General features: G+C 67.6%; 23 protein-coding genes, 6 tRNA genes, 1 pseudogene and 1 riboswitch. Of the genes and pseudogenes, 10 read left to right on the forward strand and 20 right to left on the reverse strand.

The window, feature by feature from the left end; all coding sequences use genetic code 11:
- Nucleotides 1-23 precede the first annotated feature (23 nt).
- From MRBLAR12_RS23550 to hisI, 3 genes are all read right to left on the reverse strand, one after another.
- Nucleotides 24-704: a Trp biosynthesis-associated membrane protein gene (locus MRBLAR12_RS23550; RefSeq protein ID WP_364748948.1), complete on the reverse strand. Its 681-nt coding sequence runs from the start codon at nt 702-704 to the stop codon at nt 24-26.
- Complete coding sequence (locus tag MRBLAR12_RS23555; protein WP_364748951.1) at nt 704-2269, reverse strand: anthranilate synthase component I; 1566 nt, start codon at nt 2267-2269, stop codon at nt 704-706. Before MRBLAR12_RS23555 ends, MRBLAR12_RS23550 begins: the two co-directional genes overlap by 1 nt.
- A 156-nt stretch (nt 2270-2425) precedes the next feature.
- Nucleotides 2426-2854, reverse strand: a complete 429-nt coding sequence (gene hisI, locus MRBLAR12_RS23560) for a phosphoribosyl-AMP cyclohydrolase (RefSeq protein WP_364748953.1) — start codon at nt 2852-2854, stop codon at nt 2426-2428.
- A gap of 177 nt (nt 2855-3031) precedes the next feature.
- Between hisI and MRBLAR12_RS23565 the strand changes: the two genes are divergently transcribed.
- On the forward strand, nt 3032-3676 hold the full coding sequence (locus MRBLAR12_RS23565; protein WP_229995670.1) for a TIGR03085 family metal-binding protein: 645 nt from the start codon (nt 3032-3034) through the stop codon (nt 3674-3676).
- 92 nt (nt 3677-3768) lie between these two features.
- On the opposite strand, the gene hisF is transcribed toward MRBLAR12_RS23565, so the two are convergent.
- The 15 genes from hisF to MRBLAR12_RS23640 form a co-directional block, all read right to left on the reverse strand.
- Nucleotides 3769-4545: an imidazole glycerol phosphate synthase subunit HisF gene (hisF, locus tag MRBLAR12_RS23570; RefSeq protein ID WP_090581810.1), complete on the reverse strand. Its 777-nt coding sequence runs from the start codon at nt 4543-4545 to the stop codon at nt 3769-3771.
- 70 nt (nt 4546-4615) lie between these two features.
- Entirely contained in the window at nt 4616-5458 is an 843-nt protein-coding gene (gene hisG, locus MRBLAR12_RS23575) for an ATP phosphoribosyltransferase (protein ID WP_229995671.1), read from the reverse strand.
- 104 nt (nt 5459-5562) lie between these two features.
- Nucleotides 5563-5826 (reverse strand): phosphoribosyl-ATP diphosphatase, encoded by a 264-nt coding sequence (locus MRBLAR12_RS23580; protein WP_018772463.1) that lies wholly within the window; start codon nt 5824-5826, stop codon nt 5563-5565.
- Between the two features lie 149 nt (nt 5827-5975).
- A complete protein-coding gene (ribH, locus tag MRBLAR12_RS23585; protein ID WP_229995672.1) occupies nt 5976-6461 on the reverse strand; it encodes a 6,7-dimethyl-8-ribityllumazine synthase in 486 nt (161 codons plus the stop codon).
- Nucleotides 6462-6599: 138 nt separating this feature from the next.
- Entirely contained in the window at nt 6600-7295 is a 696-nt protein-coding gene (gene ribA / locus MRBLAR12_RS23590; protein ID WP_229995673.1) for a GTP cyclohydrolase II, read from the reverse strand.
- A 13-nt stretch (nt 7296-7308) separates the two neighbouring features.
- Nucleotides 7309-8028, reverse strand: a complete 720-nt coding sequence (gene ribB / locus MRBLAR12_RS23595; protein ID WP_364748958.1) for a 3,4-dihydroxy-2-butanone-4-phosphate synthase — start codon at nt 8026-8028, stop codon at nt 7309-7311.
- Nucleotides 8025-8711: a riboflavin synthase gene (locus MRBLAR12_RS23600; RefSeq protein WP_229995675.1), complete on the reverse strand. Its 687-nt coding sequence runs from the start codon at nt 8709-8711 to the stop codon at nt 8025-8027. Before MRBLAR12_RS23600 ends, ribB begins: the two co-directional genes overlap by 4 nt.
- A complete protein-coding gene (gene ribD / locus MRBLAR12_RS23605) occupies nt 8711-9826 on the reverse strand; it encodes a bifunctional diaminohydroxyphosphoribosylaminopyrimidine deaminase/5-amino-6-(5-phosphoribosylamino)uracil reductase RibD (protein ID WP_364748987.1) in 1116 nt (371 codons plus the stop codon). Before ribD ends, MRBLAR12_RS23600 begins: the two co-directional genes overlap by 1 nt.
- A gap of 131 nt (nt 9827-9957) precedes the next feature.
- Nucleotides 9958-10656, reverse strand: coding sequence for a nicotinamide riboside transporter PnuC (pnuC, locus tag MRBLAR12_RS23610; protein WP_364748961.1), 699 nt, complete (start codon nt 10654-10656; stop codon nt 9958-9960).
- A 94-nt stretch (nt 10657-10750) separates the two neighbouring features.
- Nucleotides 10751-10902, reverse strand: a riboswitch (FMN riboswitch).
- 135 nt (nt 10903-11037) lie between these two features.
- The gene (gene rpe, locus MRBLAR12_RS23615; protein WP_364748963.1) at nt 11038-11694 is read right to left on the reverse strand and encodes a ribulose-phosphate 3-epimerase; all 657 of its coding nucleotides are present in this window, start codon (nt 11692-11694) and stop codon (nt 11038-11040) included.
- 67 nt (nt 11695-11761) lie between these two features.
- Nucleotides 11762-13339 (reverse strand): RsmB/NOP family class I SAM-dependent RNA methyltransferase, encoded by a 1578-nt coding sequence (locus tag MRBLAR12_RS23620; protein ID WP_364748965.1) that lies wholly within the window; start codon nt 13337-13339, stop codon nt 11762-11764.
- Nucleotides 13336-14256 (reverse strand): methionyl-tRNA formyltransferase, encoded by a 921-nt coding sequence (gene fmt, locus MRBLAR12_RS23625; RefSeq protein ID WP_364748967.1) that lies wholly within the window; start codon nt 14254-14256, stop codon nt 13336-13338. Before fmt ends, MRBLAR12_RS23620 begins: the two co-directional genes overlap by 4 nt.
- Complete coding sequence (def, locus tag MRBLAR12_RS23630) at nt 14253-14825, reverse strand: peptide deformylase (RefSeq protein ID WP_229995680.1); 573 nt, start codon at nt 14823-14825, stop codon at nt 14253-14255. The genes fmt and def overlap by 4 nt, the downstream gene beginning before the upstream one ends.
- 179 nt (nt 14826-15004) lie before the next feature.
- A complete protein-coding gene (locus tag MRBLAR12_RS23635; protein WP_364748970.1) occupies nt 15005-15850 on the reverse strand; it encodes a cytochrome in 846 nt (281 codons plus the stop codon).
- An 86-nt stretch (nt 15851-15936) separates the two neighbouring features.
- A tRNA-Val gene (locus MRBLAR12_RS23640) sits at nt 15937-16008 on the reverse strand.
- Between the two features lie 378 nt (nt 16009-16386).
- Here MRBLAR12_RS23640 and MRBLAR12_RS23645 point away from each other — a divergent pair.
- From MRBLAR12_RS23645 to MRBLAR12_RS23670, 6 genes are all read left to right on the forward strand, one after another.
- Nucleotides 16387-16459: transfer RNA gene (locus tag MRBLAR12_RS23645), tRNA-Gly, on the forward strand.
- Between the two features lie 46 nt (nt 16460-16505).
- Nucleotides 16506-16576: transfer RNA gene (locus MRBLAR12_RS23650), tRNA-Cys, on the forward strand.
- Nucleotides 16577-16615: 39 nt separating this feature from the next.
- A tRNA-Val gene (locus MRBLAR12_RS23655) sits at nt 16616-16690 on the forward strand.
- 56 nt (nt 16691-16746) lie between these two features.
- Nucleotides 16747-16819: transfer RNA gene (locus MRBLAR12_RS23660), tRNA-Gly, on the forward strand.
- Between the two features lie 38 nt (nt 16820-16857).
- Nucleotides 16858-16932 (forward strand) — tRNA-Val (locus MRBLAR12_RS23665).
- A 176-nt stretch (nt 16933-17108) separates the two neighbouring features.
- On the forward strand, nt 17109-17378 hold the full coding sequence (locus MRBLAR12_RS23670) for an antitoxin (RefSeq protein ID WP_229995682.1): 270 nt from the start codon (nt 17109-17111) through the stop codon (nt 17376-17378).
- A gap of 182 nt (nt 17379-17560) precedes the next feature.
- On the opposite strand, the gene zapE is transcribed toward MRBLAR12_RS23670, so the two are convergent.
- Nucleotides 17561-18598: a cell division protein ZapE gene (gene zapE / locus MRBLAR12_RS23675; RefSeq protein WP_364748973.1), complete on the reverse strand. Its 1038-nt coding sequence runs from the start codon at nt 18596-18598 to the stop codon at nt 17561-17563.
- Nucleotides 18599-18824: 226 nt separating this feature from the next.
- Here zapE and MRBLAR12_RS23680 point away from each other — a divergent pair, with 226 nt between their 5' ends.
- The 3 genes from MRBLAR12_RS23680 (at nt 18825) to ybaK (ending at nt 20822) form a co-directional block, all read left to right on the forward strand.
- Complete coding sequence (locus tag MRBLAR12_RS23680; RefSeq protein ID WP_229993288.1) at nt 18825-19742, forward strand: sulfurtransferase; 918 nt, start codon at nt 18825-18827, stop codon at nt 19740-19742.
- A gap of 82 nt (nt 19743-19824) precedes the next feature.
- Nucleotides 19825-20298 (forward strand): SufE family protein, encoded by a 474-nt coding sequence (locus MRBLAR12_RS23685; RefSeq protein ID WP_229993287.1) that lies wholly within the window; start codon nt 19825-19827, stop codon nt 20296-20298.
- Nucleotides 20299-20324: 26 nt separating this feature from the next.
- The gene (gene ybaK, locus MRBLAR12_RS23690) at nt 20325-20822 is read left to right on the forward strand and encodes a Cys-tRNA(Pro) deacylase (RefSeq protein WP_229993286.1); all 498 of its coding nucleotides are present in this window, start codon (nt 20325-20327) and stop codon (nt 20820-20822) included.
- A 74-nt stretch (nt 20823-20896) separates the two neighbouring features.
- Here ybaK and MRBLAR12_RS23695 read toward each other — a convergent pair.
- A pseudogene (locus tag MRBLAR12_RS23695) lies at nt 20897-21022 on the reverse strand (IS5/IS1182 family transposase); the annotation flags it as partial.

Here is a 21022-nt window from a genome sequence, read left to right on the forward strand (position 1 = left end):
CTGGCCGCGCCCGCGGCATCGGCTCAGGTGGGGTCGTCGCCGCGGGACAACCGGTCCCAGCTGTCGATCTCGTCCGCGGGGGCGGCCGCGGCAGTACCACCAACTGCAGTCCCGCCGGCGGCGGGCCCGGCGGCTGCCGCGTCATATTTGGTGCGGCTCTTCCAGTAACGGCCGGCCGGCACGATCGCCAAGGCGCTGAGTCCCAACAGGGCCCCGGCGACGACGGCGAGAACGGGGAACACTGTTACGTCCACGTGCACGCTGCTGCCACTGATCCCGGTGGCGGCCGCGATTGATCCCTGCGCCGCGGACAGAGGGTCCGCCAGCACGACCGCTGCCGCGGCGACGATGCCCGCGGCCGCGAGGAGGATGATCGCCGTGATGACCCAGCGGGCCACGCGGCCAGCGATGGAGGCCGCCAGGCCGCCGGCCAGGGCAACAAGCGCCAGGGCCGTCACAGTGGTCGCGGCCTTGCTGCCCTGGACCTGCAGGCCGTCCTGGCTGGCCACGGCCGCGCCGAGCTGCGTGGGGTCAAGGTGCACGGTGAGCCAGGTCTGGGTGGTGGTCCCGAACACGGCCAGCGCAAGGGCAGCGATCACCAGGACCAGGGTGGACTTGCGGGCCCAGCCGGGAACGGCGGGCCGCGTGGTGGTCTTCACGGTGTTCTTGGCGGTGTCCTTGGCAGAGGCGTGCGGCTGCTCCATCAGTTGTCCGCCCCGGCGTCGGGCACCGTGTCGGCGGTGATGTTGTGCAGCGAAGTGGCGGTGTGCACGGCGCGGAGCGGCGCGGCGGCCTTGTTCACGGTTTCCTGGGCCTCGGTGGGGTTGACGGAATCGGCCACGATCCCGCCGCCGGCCTGGACGTAGGCGCGTCCTTCCCGGAGCAGGGCCGAGCGGATAGCGATCGCCATGTCCATGTCCCCGGCGAAGTCCAGGTAACCCACCACGCCGCCGTAGATGCCGCGCCGGTGCGGTTCAAGTTCGTCCAGGAGGCGCAGGGCCCGCGGCTTAGGGGCACCGGAGAGGGTGCCGGCCGGGAACGTGGCCTTGAGAACGTCATAGGCCTTGGCGGCCGGGGCCAGCTCGCCGACCACCGTGGACACCAGGTGCATGATGTGGCTGAAGCGTTCCACTTCCATGAATTGCGTGACGTCGACAGATCCTGCGACGCAGACCTTGGAGAGGTCGTTGCGGGACAGATCGACCAGCATCAGATGCTCGGCGCGTTCCTTCTCGTCTGCCAGCAGTTCCTCGGCCAGGGCCTTGTCCGCCTCCACCGTCTTGCCGCGCGGCCGTGAGCCGGCGATGGGGTGGGTGATGACCTCATCCCCCGTCACGGTGACCAGGGCCTCCGGCGAGGAGCCGACGATCGTGTACTCGCGGCCCGCGGCGTCCTCGAAGCTGAAGAGGTACATGTAGGGGCTGGGGTTGGTGTTCCGCAGGACCCGGTAGACGTCGAGGGGGTCGGCGCCGCACTCCATTTCGAAGCGGCGGGAGATCACCACCTGGAAGACCTCGCCGTCCACGATCGCCTCCTTGCCGCGGTCCAGGGCGGCCAGGTACTCGGATTCGTCCCAGCGTTCCTGCACGCTCGACGCGAAATCCAGGGCGGCTGTTTCGAGTACGGAGACAGGCTGCTCCACGGGACGGCTGATCTTTTCCAGCAGGGCTTTGACGCGGGCGACGGCGTCGTACCAGGCGTCGTCGACGCGTTCGGTGCTGTTGTCGAAGTTGATGGCGTTGGCGATCAGCAGGACGGTGCCGTCCATGTTGTCGTGGACCGCCATGTCCGTGACGAGGTTGAGGGCCATTTCCGGCAGCTGGAGGTCGTCCTCCGGCGGGCTGGTCAGTTTCTCCCAGTGCCGGACGGTTTCCCAGCCCAGGAATCCGACCAGGCCGGACGTGAACGGCGGGAGGCCGTCGAAGCGCTCGGTGCGCAGCGCTGCGACGGTGTCGCGGATGGCGTCCACCGGGTTGCCGTCCAGCGGCACACCGACCGGGGGCTCGCCCAGCCAGTGCGCGTTGCCGTCCTTGGTGGTCAGGGTGGCCCGGGAGCGGGAGCCGATGAAGGAATAGCGGGACCAGGCGCCGCCGACCGCCGCCGATTCCATCAGGAACGTCCCGGGCTGGCCCTGGGCGAGCTTGCGGTAGAGCCCGATCGGGGTTTCGGCGTCAGCCAGCACCTTGAGCCGGACAGGGATGACGCGGCTGTGGCCTGCGAGTTCGCGGAACTCTTCGAGGCCGGGGCTGATGATTCCAAGGTCCTGCATGGCTGTGCTTTCCGCCTGTTCTTTAGGTGGACCTGTCACAGGATCCGGTGATGGGATCCAGTGTGGGGTCCGGTTCGTGAAGCTGTGGAAGCGCCGGGGCGCTCTGCCGGTGTTCCTTTGCCTGTGGCGTTTGCCGGGGTCCTTCGCCGGGGGCGCTTAGCCTCCGTGGCCGACGACGGCGTCGAGCTCGCGCCCGTCGAAGCAGGTCCGGGTTCCGGTGTGGCAGGCCGCGCCGACCTGGTCGACCCGGACCAGCAGGGCATCGCCGTCGCAGTCCATGGCGAGCGACTTGACCCATTGCACGTGGCCGGAGGTGTCGCCCTTGCGCCAGTACTCCTGGCGGGACCGCGAAAAGAAGGTCACGCGTCCGCTCGTCATGGTGCGGTGCAGCGCCTCGTCGTCCATCCAGCCCAGCATCAGTACCTCGTGGGTATCGAACTGCTGGACGATCGCGGCCACCAGGCCGGCACTGTCCCGTTTGAGGGCGTCCGCCAGCCCGGCCGGAAGGGGGCTGCCGTTGGTGGGGCTGCCATCGACGGCGCTGCCGTTGACGGGGCTGGGGGCGGGGGCGGGCTGCTCAGACATCAGATCAAGTCTAGTGCCTCCGGGCAGGCGGTCGGCCTGCGGGTCCGTCCCGCCGCTTAACACTGTGGCCCAATCAGGGCGCCCGCCGCGGTGCCCCGCCGGATGATGCCGCCAGGGACGGTTGCGGCGGCGATTCCTGTGCCCACGCACGGCCGTCTCGTGCTAGTTTCACAAGTGATGCATTTCGTCGAACCGTCCCGAGAAGTCCTGGCCGAAACCCTGCTGGCGGCCGGCCCTGATGCCGCCACGCTCTGCACAGGTTGGCTCACCCGCGATCTTGCCGCGCACCTGTACCTGCGCGAGCGCAAAATCGCCGTCGGACTGGGCCTGCTGATCAAACGCCTCTCCAAGGCGTCAGACCAGGCAACGGCCGAACTGGCGCGCACGCTGAAGACCTCAGAGGACTACGCCAAGCTGGTCAACGACTTCCGTGCCGGTCCCCCGGCCCTGTCTCCGTTGCGGATCAAGGCCCTGGACGAGAGCTCCAACCTGATCGAGTACTTCGTGCACACCGAGGACGTCCGCCGCGCTGTGGACCGCTGGGCACCGCGGGCCCTGGACCAGGCCTACTCGGACGCCCTGTGGGATGAGCTCGTCAAGCGGGCGGCCATCCTGTACCGCGGCGTGGACCTGGGCATTGTGCTGGTGAGCCCCTCCGGTCCGCGGCATGTGGCCAAACGCGCCCCCGTGTCGGTGGCCATCGTCGGCGAGCCGGGCGAGCTCCTCATGCACGCCCACGGCCGCACCCGCCACGCCCTCGTGACGTTCGAAGGCCAGCCGGACGCCGTCGCGCTCCTGCAGTCCGCCGAAGTTGGACTTTAACCCAGCGCTGCAGCCTAAGAATACAAACGAAAACGCGGGGCTGGTACCAGATACCAGCCCCGCGTTTTTTGTCCGCAGTCTCAAGTCCGGAATCAGCGGACTTCGAAGCCTGCCTCGCGGATCGCTGCCTTGACCTGCGCGATCATGTCCAGCGGGCCGAAGTGGAAGACCGAGGCCGCCAGGACGGCGTCTGCGCCTGCTGCCACGGCCGGCGGGAAGTGCTCCGGTTTGCCGGCGCCGCCGGAGGCGATGAGCGGGACCTTGACCCCGGCCCGCGCCAGGCGGATCAGTTCCAGGTCGAAGCCGTCCTTGGTGCCGTCGGCGTCGATCGAGTTCAGCAGGATTTCACCCACCCCGCGGTCGGCCGCTTCCCGCGCCCAGGCGATGGCATCGATTCCGGTCCCCTGCCGTCCGCCGTGCGTGGTGACCTCGAAGCCTGACGCCGTGGGCTGCGAGCCCGGACGGGTGCGCCTGGCGTCGAGGGAGAGCACCAGGACCTGGGAACCGAAGTGCCGGGTGATCTCGTCGATCACGTCCGGCCGGGCCACGGCCGCGGTGTTGATGGCAGCCTTATCCGCGCCGCAGCGCAGGAGTTTGTCAACCTCAGCCACGCCGCGGACGCCGCCGCCGACCGTCAGCGGGATGAAGACTTCCTCGGCGGTGCGGCGGACGACGTCGAACGTGGTCTCCCGGTTGCCGGAGGACGCGGTGACGTCAAGGAACGTCAGCTCGTCGGCGCCGCTGTTGTCGTAGCGGTGCGCCAGTTCCACCGGGTCCCCGGCGTCGCGGAGCCCCTCAAAGTTGATGCCCTTGACCACGCGGCCGGCATCGACGTCGAGACACGGGATGACGCGCACGGCAACAGTCATGACTTCTCCTGGTAATGGCTGGCGGGTAATTGCTGCAGGGATTTAGCGGTGGGACCCGGCGGGTGGGCGCCTAGATGCGGCAGGCGTGGATGCTGCTGACCAGGATGGCGCGGGCGCCGAGGTCGTAGAGCTCGTCCATGATCCGGTTGGTTTCCCGCTTGGGGACCATCGAGCGGACGGCCACCCAGTCCGAATCGCGCAGCGGCGAGACGGTGGGCGATTCCAGGCCTGGAGTGAGTCCGGCGGCCTGCTCCACGAGTTCCTTGCGGATGTCGTAGTCCATCATCACGTACTGCCGGGCCACGAGGACGCCCTGGAGCCGGCGGATCAGTACCTCGGTGGCCGGATTCTGCTCGCCCTTGCGGCCGATCAGCACCGACTCTGAATTCAGGATCGGCTCGCCGAAGATCTCCATGCCGGCGGCCTTGAGCGTGGTGCCCGTCTCGACGACGTCGGCGATCGCGTCCGCGACGCCGAGGCGGACGGAGGATTCCACGGCGCCATCAAGGCGGACCACCTTGGCGTTGATGCCGCGCTCGGCCAGGTAGCCGCGCAACAGTCCGTCGTAGCTCGTGGCCAGGCGCTTGCCCTCGAGCTGGGCGACCTCGGTGAAGTCGCCTATCGGGCCGGCGAAGCGGAAGGTGGAAGCGGCGAAGCCCAGCGGCAGCAGCTCCTCAGCCTCGACCTCTGCGTCGAGCAGCAGGTCGCGGCCGGTGATGCCGACGTCGAGCGTTCCCTGGCCCACATACACGGCAATGTCGCGCGGGCGCAGGAAGAAGAACTCAATATCGTTGTCCGGGTCCACCATGACAAGCTCGCGGGTATCGCGGCGCTGGCGGTAGCCGGCCTCGGCCAGCATCGCCGCGGCAGCTTCGGACAGGGATCCCTTGTTCGGGACGGCAACTCTAAGCATGGGAAAAGTCTCTCTTGGATTCGGAAGGATCTGTTGGGGCACATCGGCCACGCGGTGCACGGGATCCGCCAGCAAAGTCATGGCGGTTTCCGGTGCGGGCGCGGCTAAAGATGCTTGTAGACGTCTTCCAGGGTGAGTCCTTTGGCGAGCATCAGAACCTGCAGGTGGTACAGCAGCTGCGAAATTTCCTCCGCGGCGGCCTCATCGGATTCATATTCGGCAGCCATCCAAACCTCGGCTGCTTCCTCCACGACCTTCTTGCCGATGCCATGGACTCCGGAATCCAGTTCGGCGACGGTGCGGGAGCCCTCCGGGCGGACGGCTGCCTTTTCACTCAGTTCTGCGAACAGCGACTCGAAATTCTTCACGCCCCCAAGCCTACTTGCTCCCGGCGCGGGAACGCCTGCCGGGCCGTTGCATGACGGTGAGGATGTGAGGTATTGCACAGCACGTCAACCACGGCCGGCGCGGGCGGCCAGGGTGGCGCCCGCGCCGGCCGTGGCTGCAGCTTGGGGACTCAGCCGAACTGCTTGAGGGTCACTGCCGTGGCCAGGGCAGCGGTAACCGCCTCGTGCCCCTTGTCCTCGGTGGACCCCGGCAGGCCGGCCCGGTCGATCCCCTGCTGCTCGGTGTCGCACGTCAGCACGCCGAAGCCCACGGGGATGCCGGTACGGACGCTGACCTCGGTCAGGCCCAGGGTGGCCGCCTCGCAGACATATTCGAAGTGCGGCGTGCCGCCCCGGATGACGACGCCGAGCGCCACGACGGCGTCGAAGTGCGGTGCCAGCCGGGCCGCAGCGACAGGAAGCTCAAACGTGCCGGGCACGCGCAGGACCGTCGGCTCACTGATCCCGGCGTCCTTCGCGGCGCGCAGGGCGCCGTCGAGCAGTCCGTCCATGATCTGGGTGTGCCAGCTCGCAGCAACAATGGCCAGCTTGAGCCGTGAGGTTTCCTCGGGCTTGAAAGTGCTGAGATCGATCTGGGGGGCGCCGTGGCCGCTCATAGGGTATTCCTTGCTGTTGAGTCTGGTGGTTGGGCCGCCGACCGGCCGCCCTGCCGGCTGTCCTAAGCAGGACGGGCCGGACGGGCTGGCAGGTAAAGCGGGGCGAAGCGGTTGCGGGCAGCCTGCGGGGCCGCCCGGTCAGTCTTGGTCGTGTTCGAATCCGGGCAGGCCGGCGGCCGGTGCGGGTTCACCGTCCAGGACCAGGCGATGGTCCATCCGGTCCTTCTTCGTCTGCAGGTATCGGATGTTCTGCTCCCGGGAGGGAACCTCCGTGGGGACCATCTCCACTACCTTGACGCCTGCCTGGGCGAGCCGGTCCTGCTTGTCCGGGTTGTTGCTCAGGAGCCGGATCTCGTGAAGTCCCATCTCCGCGAGGATCTGGGCGGCGGCCTTGTAGCAGCGCGCGTCGACCGGCAGCCCGAGCTGCTCGTTGGCCTCGACGGTGTCAAAACCGGCCTCCTGCAGGGCGTAGGCCTTCATCTTGTTCGCCAGGCCGATTCCGCGACCCTCCTGGCCACGCAGGTAGAGCAGAGTCCCGCCGAGTTCGTTGATCAGCTCGAGGGCATAGGCCAACTGTTCGCCGCAGTCGCAGCGGAAGGACCCGAACACATCGCCGGTAAGGCATTCCGAATGGAGGCGGACCAGCGGGGGCTGGCCATCAGCCGGGGCCATCGGTGAACTGACCGCCAAGTGCTCTGCGCCGGTGGCCAGATCGGTCCATGCCTGTGCCACGAAATCGCCAAAGGCGGTGGGCAGCTGGACGATGGGTCCTGCGCTGACCGGATGCGGCTGGCGGGCCATGGCCGTCTCTTCGCGGGTCTCCGAAGTCGTCATTATTTCTCCTCCATCAGACGGGGTCCGTTGCGTGGCTGCCGTGCTGTCCTGCTTCAAGGTACGCCACCAGATCCGCAATCGAAATCAGTGGGCAGCCATGCTCAACCGCAAAGCCGCGCAATCCGTCGAGCCGCATCATTTCTCCGTTGTCGTACACAAGCTCTGCTATCACTCCCACGGGCTCCAGGCCGGCCAGCCGGCACAGGTCCACGGCCGCCTCGGTGTGGCCGGGACGTTCCCGCACTCCCCCCTTAACGGCGCGGAGAGGAAAAACATGCCCGGGACGGGTCAAAGAATTTGGCTGACTTTGCGGGTCGGCCAGGATCCGGGCCGTCAGGGCGCGGTCTGTGGCGGAAATTCCGGTGCTGATACCCACCGCGGCGTCGCAGGACACGGTGTAGGCGGTGCCCTTGGCATCTTCGTTGATTGCCACCATCGGCGGCAGGGCCAGCGCGTCGGCGCGCTCGGCGTCGAGCGGTACGCAGATCACCCCGGAGCTGTATCGGACTGTCCAGCCCATCAGCGCCGGGGTCGCGTGCTCGGCGGCGAAGATGATGTCGCCTTCGTTCTCGCGGTCCTCGTTGTCCACCACGAGGACCGGGCGCCCGGCTGCCATGGCGCTGATGGCGTCCTCGACCGGATCGAGGCCTACCCGGCCGGCGCCGGAAGCGGCGGCGCGGAGTGCCTCTGCCAGGCCGGCTTGGTCTTTCACGTGGTCTTTGACGCGGCTCATTTCGCGTCCCCTTCCGTGGGTGCGGATACTGCGGCGGTGCCGTCGGGCGCTCTGTGCGCTGCGGGCGACGTTCCACCGGCAAAGGACAGCAGGCGCTCGGTGTACTTCGCCAGGACGTCGACCTCAAGGTTTACATGGCCGCCGAGGGGCTTCTGGCCCAGCCCCGTCTCGGCCAAGGTGGTGGGGATCAGCCCCACTTCAAACCAGGGCGCCGGCTCGTTGGCCGGGCTGACCGTCGTGACGGTAAGGGAGACGCCGTCGACGGCGATGGACCCCTTTTCGGCGATGTACCGGGCCAGTCCGGCCGGCACAGCGAACCGGAGCCGGTCCCAATTACCGAGGCCTTCACGCTCCAAGAGCTGGCCGACGCCGTCGACGTGTCCCTGCACCACGTGACCGTCCAGCCGTCCCCCGGCGGGGACGCAACGTTCCAGATTGACCGGATCGCCCGCAGTGAGCTCTCCGATGGTGCTGCGGACAAGGGTCTCGCCCATGACGTCGACGCTGAAGTCCCTGCCATCGATCTGCGTGGCGGTGAGGCAGACGCCGTTGACCGCTATGGAGCCACCCAGGGCGAGGCCGTCAGTGGTGCCGGGCGCGTGGAGCCGAACGGTGGCGCTGCTGTCCCCGTTGCGCTCAACTGACAGCACCTTCCCCTGCTCGGCGATAATTCCGGTAAACATCAATTGCCTCCTGCGGCGGTGTCCGCGCCGGTGCGGCGCTGGGTTGTATCGGATGAAGTAGGGGTGGCGGCCGGATCGGCCGAGGTAGCCGGAGTAGCCGGATCGGCCGTGGTGGCCGGGCGAAGATGAAGCCGGAGGTCGCGGCCGAAGGCCTGGACGGCTCCCCCGGACGCCGGATCCCATTCCCACTGTTGGGCATCGGCCAGGGTGGTGATGCCGAGGCCCTCCAGGGCGGCCGTGCCGGAGCCGAGCAGTGTCGGCGCCAGGTAGACGATGAGTTCGTCGACCAGGCCGGCCGCAAGGAACGCGCTCAGTATCCGTGAGCCGCCTTCCACCATGAGGTGCCGGACGCCGTTCTCGAACAGCTGGTCCAGGGCTTCGCGCGGATCGCGGGTGGCCAGGTGCAGGACGTTGCCGTCCGCTCCGTGGATGGCGGCGTCGTCGGGAATTCCCCGGTAGCCCATGACGGCCCGCAGCGGCTGTTTGCCGTCTGCTTCGCCGTCGGAGTTCCGTGCGGTGAGCCGGGGGTTGTCGATCAGCACCGTCTGCGTGCCCACCAGGATGGCATCAATCCGTCCCCGCAGGGCGTGGTTGTCCGCGAGCGATTCCGGGCTGGAAATCCACTGGCTGGTGCCGTCGCTGGCAGCGATGCGGCTGTCGAGGGTCTGCGCGATGTGCAGCGTGACGAAGGGCCGTTTGGCGGCGACGGCATCGAACCAGCGCCGGTTCAGGTCCAGCGCGGCCTCGGCCGCCAGTCCGGAGCGGACCCGGACACCCGCGGTGCGGAGCGTCACGGCCCCGCCGGCGGCCGGATCATGGGGATCGTCGACGGCGTAGATGACGTCGGTGATGCCGGCGTCGATGATCGCCTGCGCGCAAGGGCCGGTGCGCCCGCAGTGGTTGCAGGGCTCCAGGGTGACCACGATCGCAGCGCCGCGGAGGTCCAGTCCCGCCGCCTTCGCCTGGGCGATGGCGTCGGCTTCGGCGTGGGCAGTCCCGGCTCCGCGGTGGTATCCGGTGGCGAGGACCGTTCCGTCGGGGCCAACGACGACGGCACCCACGAGCGGGTTGGCGCCCCGCGGACCCTGCGCCGCGGCGGCCAGGGCAGCCTGCATTGCAGCGTTTTCGGCAGCGCTGAACGGGGCTGCCTTGAGAGGGGCAGAATTGAGCGGGGCCGGATTGAGCGGGGCCGGATTGAGCGGGGCGGGGTTGAATCCGGCGCTCACGCCGGCGCCGCTGCGGGCACTCACTTGACCACCAGCGGGTCGGGGAAGGCGGTCTCGACCGTGACCGGCCGGTTCGCCACCTTCGAGGCACGCCACCAGACGAAGAATCCGGTGAGCGTGAAGAAGCCGTAGAAGAGGTACATGACGGCGCTGGCGTAGTAGCCCGCGCTGAACAGCAGCGGCACACCGACGATGTCCACGGCCACCCAGATGAGCCAGAACTCGGTCCATCCCCGGGCCATGCCGTATGTCGCCAGCAGCGAACCCATGAACGTCCAGGCGTCTGCCCAGACCGGCGGGTACGAGCCCAGCGAGTCGAAGAGCGGCGTCAGCGCGGCAGTCCCGGCCACGAGGCTGAGACCCAGAATCACCCGGGTCTGGTTGCTGGCCCAGCGCGGCGCGACGGCTGCCCCGCCACTGGCGGACTGCCTGCCCTGCTGCCACCGGTACCAGCCGTAGAGGGCGACGCCGATGAACATGACCTGGCGTCCGGCCTGGCCCCACAAAGTGGCGGGCGTGGCGGAGCCAAAGACGTTGCCCAGGAAAACCGTCAGGAGCAGTAGGTTGCCGGCGATGCCGACCGGCCATGCCCAGACCCGGCGGCGCATGCCGCCGAAGGCGCTGGCGAGGCCAAAGATGTTGCCGAGCACTTCACGAAGAATCAGGACAGATCCGCCTACCGGGATCTGCGCTTCGAAGAGCCATCGCAAGAGGTCCATGCGTGTGTCGTTCCTTCCCTCAAGAACCGCGATGGCTCCGGGGGTATACGACAGCACAATTATGCGGCGCCTTCTGGGCGCCGCAGTAACAGCTGTACGTGCTTCTCTCATCCAGACTTTAACTGTCGGTACCGGAATTTCACCGATTCAACCGTTTGCCGGCATCCTTCCCGAGGGAGGGCGCTGGCGCGCGGGTCGCGGACTGTCACCGCCGGTTCGGACTTACACCGACCCCGGAGCACGTATGTGTGTTGTTATTCTGACACAACTGCCGGGCTGACCGGGCTATTCCCGGGATGCCGATGTTACGCCGGGCGTCATCTTCGCGCTGGGCCGGGCGGCAGCCGGGAGCCATCGCGGGGACCGCCCCGGCCCGTCCCGTCAGCGGCTTCCTGCGGCCCGGAGCCTTTCGACGGCCTGCGCCGGATCCTCCGCGCCGTAGACGGCTGACCCCGCCACAAAGACGTTCGCTCCCGCCTCGGCGGCACGCACGATCGTCTCCTCGGTGATGCCGCCGTCGACTTGCAGCGCCACTGCGACGCCGGCGCCGTCAATGGCCGCGCGGGCCCGCCGGATCTTGGGCAGCGTCAGGTCCAAAAAGGACTGCCCGCCAAATCCTGGCTCCACCGTCATGATCAACAGCAGATCCAGTTCCGGGAGCATGTCCAGGTAGGGCTCCACGGGGGTCCCCGGACGCAGCGCCATGCCGGCCTTGGCGCCGCGGGCGCGCAGTTCCCGCGCGAGTTTGATCGGCGCGATCGAGGCTTCGGCGTGGAAGGTCACGGAGGCCACCCCTGCGTCGGCGAAGCCCGGTGCCCAGCGGTCAGCGTCGGCGATCATCAGGTGGGCGTCCAGCGGCACCGGGCTGACGGCCTGGATGCGCTGCACCACGGGCAGCCCGATTGTCAGGTTGGGCACGAAGTGGTTGTCCATGACGTCCACGTGCACCGCATCCGCATTGCTGATACGGCGCAGTTCGGCCTCAAGATTGACGAAGTCAGCCGAAAGGATGCTCGGGTTGATGCAGCACTGGGCCATGGATTTCCTTCTCGTTCGTACTTAGCTGGTTCATGTTTAGCTGGCAGTGCCCCAGTATCAGTGAAACTCAGGCCAACTTGCGAATCAGCGCCAGGAACATGGCGTCCGTCTGGTGCACGTGCGGCCAGAGCTGGGCGGTGAGCTCGTGCCCGGCCTCGAGGTGGCCGGTGAGGCTGACACTGTCCAGCGCGGCGCCGGCGTCGAGGAGCTCGAGATCCTCGCGCTTGCGCAGGACATCACTCACGACGGCGGTCGTCTCTGCCGGGTGCGGCGAACATGTCACGTAGGCCACCACGCCGCCGGGCTTGACGGCGTCGATCGCGGAGTTGAGCAGCTGGCGCTGCAGCGGGCCAAGGTCCACGAGGTCCTTGGGCGTGCGCCGCCAGCGCGACTCCGGGCGCCGGCGTAGGGCGCCCAGGCCGGTGCACGGGACATCGACGAGGACCCGATCGAAGGATTCGGGTTGTTCGGCGCCGATGTCGCGGCCGTCCCCGGTCCTGACCTCCCAGGCGTCCCGCGGGACCGCGGAGAGGGCCTGGCGTACGAGTTTGGCACGGTGCGGGGCGGATTCGTTGGCCAGCAGGTGGGCGCCGCGTTGCCGGGCGAGGGCAGCGAGCAGGGCGGCCTTGCCGCCGGGGCCGGCACAGAGATCCAGCCAGCGCTCCCCCGCACTCCCGCTGTCCGTCCCCGCTTGCCCGTCGGGGCCCGCGCTGGTTATTGTGCCGGGGCCTGTGCCGAGATCGACGGCGGCCATGGCGCGGGCCACGAGCTGCGAGCCGACGTCCTGGACACGGGTGCTTCCGTCCCGGACCGAGGCGAGCCGGCCGAGGTCCCCGCCGCTGGAGAGCGCGGAACCCTCAACGAGTTCACCCGGGATAGCCCCCATTTCCAAGGCCTCGTCCAGGCTGCCCACGCCCGGCAGCGCCACGAGGTTCACCACGGGCGCGGCGTTGTCGGCTTCGAGGAGCCCGTCAATCTCAGCGGCCGGGCGGCCGTGGGCCACGAGCGACTGGCGGAGCGCACGCACGATCCACTCGGGGTGGGCGTAGCGGATGGACGCGATGGTGGTGGCGTCGGTCTCGGTGCTGAGCAGCAGCTCGAGCCACTCGTCAAGGGTGCGGGCGGAGACTTTGCGCAGTACCGCATTGATCAGGGCCGAGGGACCGGCCCCGATTACCGCGCGGGCCAGCCCCACAGTCTGGTCCAGGGCGGCGTGGGCGGGCACGCGCATGGCGAGCAGCTGGTGCGCGCCGATCCGCAGGGCGTCGAGGATCGCGGGATCCAGCTGGTCCAGCGGCCGGTCGACGCAGCGCGCCAGGATGGCGTCGTACGTGCCCTGGCCGCGGAGGGCGCCGTAGCTGAGCTCGGTGGCGAATCCGGCGTCGCGCTTGTCCAGCCCGTGGTGCCGGATCCGGGCAGGCAGCACCAGGTTCGCGTAAGCGTCCTCGGCCTCCACAGCGCGGAGCACCTCAAAGGCCACCAGACGGGCCGGATCGGCGCGGCGGGTCCGCTGGGACGGGGCGCTCTCGGTGAAGCCGCGCTGCGGGCCGCGGTTGCGTTCCCTGCCTTGGGCGTTGCGCCGGCTGCCGCCGCGGGCGCCCTGGCCACCGCCTCGGCTGCTGCCGCTGGTCCCGGACTCGCTCATTCGAATACCACGCTTTCAAGTGTTGCCTGCCCACGCGCCCAATCAGCGGCGGTCATCATTTTCTTACCCGCGGGCTGGACCCGCGTCAGTTCCACCGGGTGCGAGCCCGTACCTACGAGGACCCGTTTCCCGTCCATGGCCAGCTGTCCGGGCCGAAGCGCGGCGGACTCCGGGGCCGGAAGCACCGGCTCCAGCTTGATCCGCTGGCCATCCAGCATGGTCCAGGCGCCGGGCTCCGGCGTGACTCCGCGGGCCCGGCGACCGATCGCCAGTGCAGGCTGCTGCCAGTCGAGCCGGCCGTCCTCGAGGCTGAGTTTGGGTGCCAGACTGACATCGCCCTGTTGCGGCAGCGCGACGGCCTTGCCTGCGTCGATGGCGGACAGGGTCTGGGCCAGCAGGACCGCACCGCTGTGGGAGAGCCGTTCGAGCAAGGCCCCGGCGGTGTCGCCGGCGTGCACGGTCTCGGTGAGGGTTCCGAAGACCGGACCGGTGTCCAGCCCCTCCTCCAGACGGAAGGTGACGGCACCGGTGACGTCGTCGCCGGCGATGACGGCGCGCTGCACGGGGGCGGCGCCGCGCCAGGCCGGCAGCAGGGAGAAGTGCAGGTTCACCCAGCCGTGGCGGGGAACAGCGAGGGCCGCACGGGGAATCAGGCCGCCGTAGGCAACGATCGCCGCGACGTCCGGCGCGGCGGCGGCAATGCGGGCAGTGACCCCGGCATCTACTTTGGCGGCGTGGATGATCTCGATGCCGAGCTCGGCGGCCCGGGCAGCCACGGGCGAGGGCGTCAGGACCCGTTTGCGTCCCAGCGGGGCGTCAGGGCGGGTGAGGACAGCGACGACGTCGAACCCGGCGTCAATCAGCGCGTCCAGGGACGGCACGGCGACGGCCGGAGTCCCTGCGAATAGGACCCTCACGGGGTGATTCCGAAGCTGGACCCGCCAAAGCTCGTCCCGACGCTCTTCGCGCGCTTGCTGGTTGTCTGCTCCGTAATTGCGTCGTAGTTGGCATTGCGGATGGCGCGCAAGGCGGCCTTGCGGTCATCGCCCTCGAGCCGGTCGGTGTAGAGGATGCCGTCCAGGTGGTCGGTCTCGTGCTGGAAGCAGCGCGCCAGCATGTCCTCGCCCTCAACGGCGACGGGGTTGCCGTGGAGGTTCACGCCGGTCACCCGGGTATGGCGATACCGGCGGACGGGGAAGCCGAGGCCCGGGATGGACAGGCAGCCCTCGACCTGGTCCGGCTGGAAGTCCTCGCTGTTTTCCAGCACGGGGTTGATGATGTGACCCTCGACGCCGCCGATCCGGTAGGTGAAGACGCGCAGGCTGACTCCAACCTGGGGTGCGGCCAGGCCGGCGCCCTCGACGTCCTCCATGGTTTCGGTCATATCGGCGACGAGCTTTGCCAGTTCAGGCCCGAATTCCGTCACGGGATCGGCAACTGTGCGCAGCACAGGATCCCCGATGATGCGGATATTCAAAATGGCCATGTGCAGTCTGTCCTCACGGTGAGCGGCTAGGGATCCAGTCCAGTTTAGTTGCAGCTGCCGGGCTCCTGCTCTGGATGCCTGTTCCGGGAGGCCGGCGCAGCGCTTCGGTCCAGGTCTGCCGATCCAGTGCTGACGGTTCAGCGATGCCGCTCCATTGCTGACGGTTCAGTGCTTCCGGCTCAGCGCTTCACGGGCGGCGCCAGCGGGAGCAGTGCTGCCCCGGCGGTCGCCGTGTCCGCTGACATCTCCCACACGCGGCGCAGCGCGCAGAATTTCCACCAATGGTGTTTCAGGACCTCCGGGTTGGCCCGCTGCGGACGGACTTCGGTCTCGCCCACCGCCACGGCCAGGAGGATGGGGGATTCACCGTGCTGCCAGGCCTCCCACTCCCCCGCTACGGGATCGACCAGGCTTTCTTCTGCCTTCATGCCGGCCACGAGCTGCATGACCACCTTGTCATCCAGCGGCTTGACGGTGCCGTCCCGGCTGGTGCCCTTGGTCTTGTAATCGATAAGACAGGTCCTGCCATTGATCCTTGCCACGAGGTCCAGCGTGCCGGCGTAGCCGACAGTCTTGTTCCACACCGTAATCTCCGGGGCGATGGGTTCAACTTCGAAGAGCTCCCACCATTCGTCGAAGCGTGCCGCGAAGGCTTCCTCACCGTTGGCGGCCAGGGCCTCCCGTGTTTCCTTCATCTGGTGCGGCCGGCCGAGTGCGCGCAGCGCAACCTGCTCGCAGTAGTTGTGGACCCGGTCGCCGCGCTTGGCGGCGTCGTCCCGGTATGACTCCGCCGCTTTGGCAGCCCGGCTGACCGCCTGGCGCAGCTTGGCGGGGCTCCCCAGGATGCCGGGGAGCTCTGGATTCTGGGCCAGGCTGTTCGCACCCATGTATCCAAACCAGCCATCCAGGCCGTGTGGCTGCTGGCCGATCACCGTGGTGATGGAAGGGACGGAGAACTGTGCCGATGTGGAGCGGGCGTACATGCGGCCATAGTCCGTGGCGTGGGCGAGGAGTGGAGCGGTCATATGAAGACTCTTTCACGGGGGTCAGACAACGGTGAAAAGCAAAATGGTCCGCCCCGCTGAGTCAGCGGAACGGACCATTTCGTTAGTGGGCGATACTGGGTTCGAACCAGTGACCTCTTCGGTGTGAACGAAGCGCGCTACCACTGCGCCAATCGCCCTAACGACATTGAATGCTAGCCCACCCGGGCGGATTTTAGAAATCGGGCCCGGGGAACCCGGCTCCGCCACTCATCCGCCACTCATGCTGCGCCTCAGCCTCCACTCATACGGGCACCGATCTCCCCCGCCGCAGTCCAGTTCAGCAGCCCAGTGCGACAGTGCAGTGCACCGGTCCCGTACTGCTTCGAGCCGCGGCATGAGTTGGACGCTAATTACAGCGCTGTAATTAGCAAAATCCCCTAGAAATCAAGGAAGTAAGGCCATCGAACGCGGTCCAATGAGCCTCGATTTGTAGATTCCCGGAACCTCCTATAGAGTTCTTACTCGTTGGAACGCGAGGAATTGCCGAATGCGGCACGGAAACGCACGCCGACAATGCGGACGTAGCTCAGCTGGTAGAGCACCACCTTGCCAAGGTGGATGTCGCGAGTTCGAATCTCGTCGTCCGCTCGCAGGACACTGTCACGGCAAAGGTTCTTCGGAATCCTGTCTACACGGTGGGTTGGCCGAGAGGCGAGGCAGCGGCCTGCAAAGCCGTATACACGGGTTCGAATCCCGTACCCACCTCGGTGAAAACCCTGGTTTCCGGTTTCGGCCGGATGCAAGGGGCGATTGGCGCAGCGGTAGCGCGCTTCCCTGACACGGAAGAGGTCACTGGTTCGATCCCAGTATCGCCCACCAAAGCAAGGCAACTTGCTTGATGCAGCACCACCGGCCCAGCCGGCATGGACTAAAATGCGGACGTAGCTCAGCTGGTAGAGCACCACCTTGCCAAGGTGGATGTCGCGAGTTCGAATCTCGTCGTCCGCTCTCTTCATTACAAATCCACTCCGGATCCTTCCGGTTGCGGGCGATTGGCGCAGCGGTAGCGCGCTTCCCTGACACGGAAGAGGTCACTGGTTCGATCCCAGTATCGCCCACCACAAGAGCAGCTCCCCCCGGAGGTGCTCTTTTTTGTGCACTGGGGGTCCTTCTACCCTGTGCACCTGGCCCTGGCATCTTTTATCCTCTGGGCGGACACCCTTGGCACCCCCGCCACCTCCCGCTAGGGTAGAAATCGCTAGGAGCGATCTGGCTCCGCGACCGAAGGGAGGTGCCCGTGGGTTTACTTGACGATCTAAAGGGCAAGGCTCAGCAAGTAATTGGTGGCAACGAAGAAGCCATCAAGGACGGCATCGAAAAGGCCGGCGACTTCGTCGACTCTAAGACCGGCGGAAAGCACGCCGACAAGATCGATGCCGTGCAGCGGGGCGCTTCCGACTTCGTGGACAAGGCGAACGACCGGCCGAGCACGGCCCCCGTCGCCGATCAGACTCCCGTAGCCGGCGAGCCCCCCGTAACCGGGGATCCCCGCCAGCCAGGCCTCTGACCCAGATACGTCAGCGAGGTGCCGGTCCCGCCGAGAGGTGGCGCCGGCACCTCCGGCATTTAAGGGCGGCTCCGGCGTTCGGCCGCACGCCGCCCAGCGGCACTTAACGAAGCAACGCAGGGTCACATCGCGCCCAGAATGGGCCGCAAGTGACCCCGCGTTGTAGGTGGAGGGGTTGGACGCTAGGACGGTTCGTGGTTTTGGCCCTCGCGGGCCAGTGCTGTGAGCCGGGAGACGGCGCGGAAATACTTTTTCATGTACCCGCCGGTCATCATTTCCTCAGTGAAGAGCTGGTCGAACGGCACACCGCTGGCAAGGATCGGCACGTCTTTGTCGTACAGCCGGTCCGCCAGCACCACAAAGCGCAGCGCGACGGCCTGCTCGGTAATCGTGTGCACGTTCTTCCAGACGACGCCTTCGATCCCTTCCAGCAACTGGCGGTAGCGGCTCGGGTGCACGCCGGCCAGGTGGTTGATCAAAGTGCTGAACTCATCGCGGGCCACGGTCTTGCCGTCGAATTCGGCATGCATGTGGTGGGTCAGGTCATCATTGCGCAGTGGCGCGGGCGCGGCCGGCAGGCCACGGTGACGGAAGTCCTCGCCGTCGATCCTTACGACGTCGAACTGGTCAGCCAGCACCTGGATTTCGCGGGCAAAGTCGACGGCGGCGAAGCGCCCGTCGCCGAGGGAGCCCGGCAGAGTGTTCGATGTCGCGGCAAGTTTCACGCCGGCGTCGGCGAGTTCGCGCATGAGCCGGGACATGAGCACAGTGTCGCCCGGATCGTCGAGCTCAAATTCATCGATGCATACCAGCTTGTAGTGGCTCAGGGCCTCCACGGTCTTGCGGAAGGACAGCGCCCCGACGAGGTTGGTGTATTCGACGAATGTGCCGAACGCCTTAGGGCCCGGGGCGGCGTGCCACAGCGACGCCAGCAGGTGGGTCTTGCCCACACCGAATCCGCCGTCGAGGTAGATCCCGGCCCGGGACGTGTCCTTCTTGCCGAAGAGCCGCTTGAACAGGCCGTCTCCGTCACGGGCACCCACGCCCGCCGCGAAATGCTGCAGGGAATGAACCGCGTGGGCCTGGCTGGGCTGGGAGGGATCGGGCCGGTAGCTGGAAAACGACACCTCACCGAACCGCGGCGACGGATAGAACCCGTTGAGGAGTTCGTCCACGGAAACTGCCGGCGTACGGGCGGCGAGCTGTTCGATCTGTACCAAGGTGGTCCGTTCTGCTGGTCTCTTGTCCCCAGCAAGAATACCGGCAAAGCATGCCCGGCCCGCGTGCGCGGGTGCGGATCCGCGGCCGGCGTGAGGAAGACCACATTTCCCCGTGTGAACCCGGTGGAGCATTCCCACTGGCCCGTGACTAGTGTTGTAACAGGCCCGGCGCCGCGAACGCTTTCCGCGCCCGGCCTCCTGACCGTTCCAGTGAAAGGCCATCACAATGTCCTACCCCGTTGAGCAGAACGAGAAATTCGCCGCCTACGCCCACCCCGACCGCCTGGTGTCCACGGAGTGGCTGGCCACGGCGATCGAGGACGGCGCCCTCGACGGCGGCAACCTGGTGGTGGTCGAATCCGACGAAGACGTCCTGCTGTACGAGACCGGCCATATCCCCGGCGCCGTGAAAATTGACTGGCACACGGATCTGAACGACGAAGTGACCCGCGACTACATCTACGGCGAAGCCTTCGCCGCGCTGGCGGCGGCCAAGGGCATTTCCCGGGACAGCACCGTGGTGATTTACGGCGACAAATCGAACTGGTGGGCCGCGTACGCCCTGTGGGTTTTCACGCTCTTCGGCCACGAGGACGTCCGGCTCCTGGACGGCGGCCGGGACAAGTGGATCGCCGAGGGCCGGGCCCTGTCCACCGTAACAACCGTGGCCTCCCCCGCTGACTACCCCGTCGTGGAGCGCACCGACGCCCCGATCCGCGCCTTCAAGGACGACGTCCTGGCCCACTTCGGCAAGCCGCTGATCGACGTCCGCTCGACCGAGGAATACACGGGCCAGCGGACCCACATGCCCGCCTATCCGGAAGAGGGCGCGCTGCGCGGCGGCCACATCCCCACCGCGGCCTCCATCCCCTGGGCCCGCGCGGCGGCCGGCGACGGCACCTACCGGAACCGCGGCGAACTCGAGGCCCTGTACCTCGGCGAGGCCGGCCTGAAGGCAGGCGACGACGTCGTGGCCTACTGCCGGATCGGTGAGCGGTCCAGCCACACCTGGTTTGCGCTGAAGTACCTGCTGGGCTTCGAGACAGTACGGAACTACGACGGTTCCTGGACCGAATGGGGCAACGCCGTGCGCGTCCCGATCGTCAAGGGTGCCGAGCGCGGCGCGGTTCCGGCCGGCCGGTAGTTACGGCCATGATGGACCGGAACCGTCAGCGGCAGGGACAGCGACAAGGACACAATCGTCACGCGTGCGTAAGCTGGGAATGATGAATACTTCAGCCCTCCCCGCCGCGCTGGCGGACATTGTCGACGATTTCCAGGCCCTGACCGAAGCGGACCGCCTGCAGCTTCTCCTCGAGTTCTCGCAAGGACTTCCGGAACTTCCGGAGCGGCTCCGGGACCACCCGGAGCTGCTGGAGCAGGTAGTGGAGTGCCAGACGCCGCTCTTCCTGACCGTCGAGACGGAACAGGCCGACGGCGGCGCCCCGGAGCGCGTCCGGCTCTACTTCAAGGCACCCAGGGAGGCCCCGACCACCCGTGGCTTTGCCGGGGTGCTCCATGAAGGACTCGACGGGCTCAGCGCCGCGGAAATCCTGGCAGTCCCGGACGACATGCCCGAACTGCTGGGCCTCACCCGGGCCATCACTCCCCTGCGCATGCGCGGGATGACAGCCATGCTGGGCCGGATCAAGCGGAAAGTCGTCGCCTCGGGAACCCGGCAGTTGCCGGTGCAGTCCTAACTTCCAGCGCCGGACAGCCAGAGCACATGGCCCGCAAACACGCGTCGCAGGGAACTCCGGCCACCGCAGCACTCGCGGCCGCCGGGGTTCCCTTTGTCGCCCACCCCTACTCACATGACCCCGCGGTGGCCAGCTATGGCCTGGAAGCGGCCGAAGTGCTCGGCGTCGACCCTGCCCGGGTCTTCAAGACCCTGATGGTCGACGTCGACGGCCGGCTCGCCGTCGGCGTCGTGCCCGTGAGCGGCAGCCTGGACCTCAAAGCGATGGCCGCAGCCTTGGGCGGCAAGAAGGCAGAGATGGCGGACCCGGCAGCGGCGCAGCGGCGGACCGGTTACGTGCTCGGGGGTATCTCACCGCTGGGGCAGCGCCAGTCCTCCCCCACGGTGGTGGATGACAGCGCCCTGGAGCTGGAGACCATTCTCGTTTCGGGCGGACGGCGCGGCCTGGACATCGAGCTGGATCCGGCCGAACTCATTCGGCTCACGGCTGCCCGCACCGCCCGGATCGGGACCCGGCGCGACTGACCCGGTCTCAGACTGCTGTCCCCGTCGAGACGACAGATCACGGCAGTGGTCGCGCGAAACACTGCCGTGAACTGCTAGGGCGTGTCTCCTAATACTTTGAGCCAGACGGTGATCGCGCGAAGGACGACGGCGCCGCGGTACGTGAGGGCGAGCTTGTCGTATCGGGTGGCGAGCCCGCGCCATTGCTTGAATACGTTGAA

It is taken from the genome of Arthrobacter sp. LAR12-1-1.1 (assembly GCF_040676555.1).
Lineage (GTDB): Bacteria > Actinomycetota > Actinomycetes > Actinomycetales > Micrococcaceae > Arthrobacter.